Source organism: Micromonospora sp. NPDC047753, from assembly GCF_040642735.1.
GTDB lineage: Bacteria > Actinomycetota > Actinomycetes > Mycobacteriales > Micromonosporaceae > Micromonospora.
The window spans coordinates 1-3,138 of sequence record NZ_JBEYSL010000654.1 but is presented as its reverse complement, the minus strand read 5'-3'; the positions used below and the strand labels follow the sequence as shown (position 1 = coordinate 3,138).

2 protein-coding genes are annotated in these 3,138 nt (G+C 73.3%); one reads left to right on the top strand and one right to left on the bottom strand.

The window, feature by feature from the left end:
- Nucleotides 1–95: 95 nt before the first annotated feature.
- Nucleotides 96–1,115, bottom strand: coding sequence for a helix-turn-helix domain-containing protein (locus tag ABZ749_RS32620; protein WP_357234659.1), 1,020 nt, complete (start codon nucleotides 1,113–1,115; stop codon nucleotides 96–98).
- Between the two features lie 89 nt (nucleotides 1,116–1,204).
- Here ABZ749_RS32620 and recN point away from each other — a divergent pair, with 89 nt between their 5' ends.
- On the top strand, nucleotides 1,205–2,962 hold the full coding sequence (gene recN, locus ABZ749_RS32615) for a DNA repair protein RecN (protein ID WP_357234662.1): 1,758 nt from the start codon (nucleotides 1,205–1,207) through the stop codon (nucleotides 2,960–2,962).
- Nucleotides 2,963–3,138 lie beyond the last annotated feature (176 nt).

Here is a 3,138-nt window from a genome sequence, read left to right as displayed (position 1 = left end):
GTCATGCGACGCGGGCGTAGACCGGCATCGCTCCACCGGACCGGGGGCGGACATCAGCCGGGCCGCAGAGGGTCGGGTAACCTGAGCTCAACGCGTCAGAGCCAGCCGCGTCGGGCCACCTGGAAGGCCAAACCGGGCCGGGTGTCCACGCCGGCGGCGGCCATCAGGTCGGCGATGCGCCGTTGCACTGTCCGCCGGCTCACCCCGAGCTGGGAGGCGATGGACTTGTCCGGTACGCCCGCCACGAACAGCGACAGCAGCCGGGCCTCGTCGGCGTCGGGTTGGTAACCGTCGCCCGGCTGGTCCGCGGGCTCCGGCCGTCGAGGCTCGGGGGCCGCGACGGCGAGGGGGTCGTCGAGGCGCAGCCGGGTGGCCACCCGCCAGTGGCTCTCGAAGAGGGCGAGCAGCGCGTCGAGCAGTTGACTGCGACCGATCACGGCGGCGCTCGGTTCGCCGCCGTCGCGGTCGGGCACCAACGGGCAGATGGCGGTGCGGGCGTCCACGATGGCCAGTCGGACCGGCAGCCGGTCCAGCACGCGGGCCTGCTCCCCGGCGGCGACCCCCTTGGCCAGGTCGGCCAACGCGCCCGGTTCCAGCAGCAGGTCACGCTCGTAGATGGCCCGGTAGCTCACCCCACGGGCCAGCGCGTCGAACTCCTCGACGTTCTCCGGGCCGGCCATGGCGAGGGGATTGGCCCGGCAGAACCAGAGCACCTCGGTACGCGCCGAGTTCTGCAGGTCGCGCAGACGGTCCCGGAGAACCCGGGCGCCGGTGATCACCTCGACCAGATGGTCGACGTGGTGTCGGCGCAGCCCGGAGCGGTACTCCTCGGCCAGTTGGGTGACCAGTCGGCGGGCCGACTCCAGGTCCTCCTGACGCCGCAGCAGCGTCGCGCCGAGGGCGACGTCCGGGGCGGTCGGGCGTAGCGGGGCGTCCGGGTCGGCGTCGCTGCGCTGCACGAGGCCCTTGCCGCGCAGTGCCTCGACCTGGGCGGCGACCTGCTCCCGGGGTCGGTGCAGGCGACGGGCCAACTCGTCGATGCGGGCCGTGGTGAGCTGGAGCAGGCAGCGGTAGAGCTCCTCCTCAGCCGAGGTCAGGCCGATCACGTCCAACACGGGGCAGAACTGTACGTCGGCCGGGTACGGGCCTGACCCGGGCCCGTCGGCTGGTCAAGTGTCGGGCCTCGCGTCTACTGTCGGTGGCTGTGCTGGAAGAGCTGCGCATCACCGGACTGGGCGTCATCGAGGACACCACGCTGCCGTTGACCGGCGGCATGAACGTCATCACCGGCGAGACCGGTGCGGGTAAGACGATGGTGGTCACCGGCCTCGGCCTGCTCTTCGGCGGCCGGGCCGACGCCGGGCGGGTCCGCGCCCAACCCGGTCGTGCGGTGGTGGAGGGGCGGCTGCGGCTGCACGGGCGGGTCGCCGACGCCGTGCACGCGCGGATCGTCGAGGCCGGCGGCGAGCCCGACGAGGACGGCTCGGTGCTGCTGAGCCGCACGGTGACGGTGGAGGGGCGCTCGCGCGCCCACGTCGGTGGCCGGAGCATGCCGGTGTCGATGCTCGGTGAGGTCGGCGAGCAGGCGGTCGCCGTGCACGGCCAGTCCGACCAGTTGCGGTTGCTGCGCCCGGCCGAGCAGCGGGCCGCACTGGACCGGTTCGCCGGCCCGGCGCATGAGAAGCTGCTCGACGCGCTGCGCGAGGCGTACACGGGGTGGCGTCGGGTCGTCGACGACCTGGCCGACCGTCGGCGCAACGCCCGCGAGCGCAACCAGGAGGCCGACCTGCTGCGGTTGGGCCTCGACGAGATCACCCGGGTCGATCCGCAGCCCGGTGAGGACGACGAGCTGAAGACCGAGGCGCAGCGGCTGGAGCACGCCGAGGGTCTGCGGACGGCCGCGCAGATCGCCCAGCAGTGTGTGGCCGGTGGCGCGGAGGCGGCCGAGGAGACCCCGGACGCGGCGGCGTTGCTCGGCACCGCCCGGCGGACCCTGGAGGCGCAGTCCGGCACCGATCCGGCGCTCGGTGAGCTGGCGGCCCGCCTGGAGGAGGCGGCCACCCTGGTCACCGACGTGTCCGCGGAGCTGTCGGCGTACCTGGCGACGCTGGACGCGGACCCGGCCCGGTTGCAGCACGTCTATGAGCGGCGGGCGGCGCTGCGCGCGTTGACCCGCAAGTACGCCGACGACGTCGACGGGGTGATCGCCTGGGCCGATCGGGCGCGCACCCGACTGTCCGATCTGGACATGTCCGACGACGTGCTCGACGAGTTGGAGCGGGAGGGCCAGCGGCTCGCCGTGGAGGTGGCCGACCTGGCCGGGCGGGTGTCCACCTCCCGGCAGGAGGCGGCGGTCCGCTTCGCCGACCAGGTCACCGTCGAGCTGGCCGGGCTGGCCATGCCGCACGCGCGGATCGAGGTGGCGGTGCTGCCGCGTCCGGCCGGGCGTGCCGAGCCGACTCTTGCGGTCAACGGCGTCGAGGTGGGTGTCACGCCGGACGGCGGTGACGAGGTGGAGCTGCGGTTGCTGGCCCACCCTGGCGCGCCGTCGTTGCCGTTGCAGCGCGGGGCCTCCGGCGGTGAGTTGTCCCGGGTGATGCTCGCCATCGAGGTCGTGTTCGCCGGCTCCGGTGGCCCGCCCACGTTGGTCTTCGACGAGGTCGACGCGGGGGTCGGCGGGCAGGCGGCGGTGGAGATCGGCCGTCGGTTGGCGCGGTTGGCCCGCAGCCACCAGGTGCTGGTGGTCACGCACCTGCCGCAGGTGGCCGCGTTCGCCGACCGGCACCTGGTGGTGGCGAAGGACACCGGTGGCGCGGTGACGACCAGCGGGGTGCGCGTGGTGGAGGACACCGAGCGGGCGCGGGAGTTGGCGCGCATGCTGGCGGGTTTGCCCGATTCGGATCTGGGTATCGCGCATGCCGAGGAGCTTCTGGCAGTGGCCGCCAAGGAAAGGCGGTTGTGACGCCGCGTATTGTGAGCGCAAGCACACCGGCTTGTGCCGGTGTGTGCTTCCCTGGGTAGGCGGCCCTGCTCAGGCATGTCGCGACAGAAAAGCCTGCCTCACATGCCAGGATGGTCACGATGCGTCTACCCACGTTGCGCCGGAACCGGAACGCCGAACCGGGCAGAGTCCTCGGC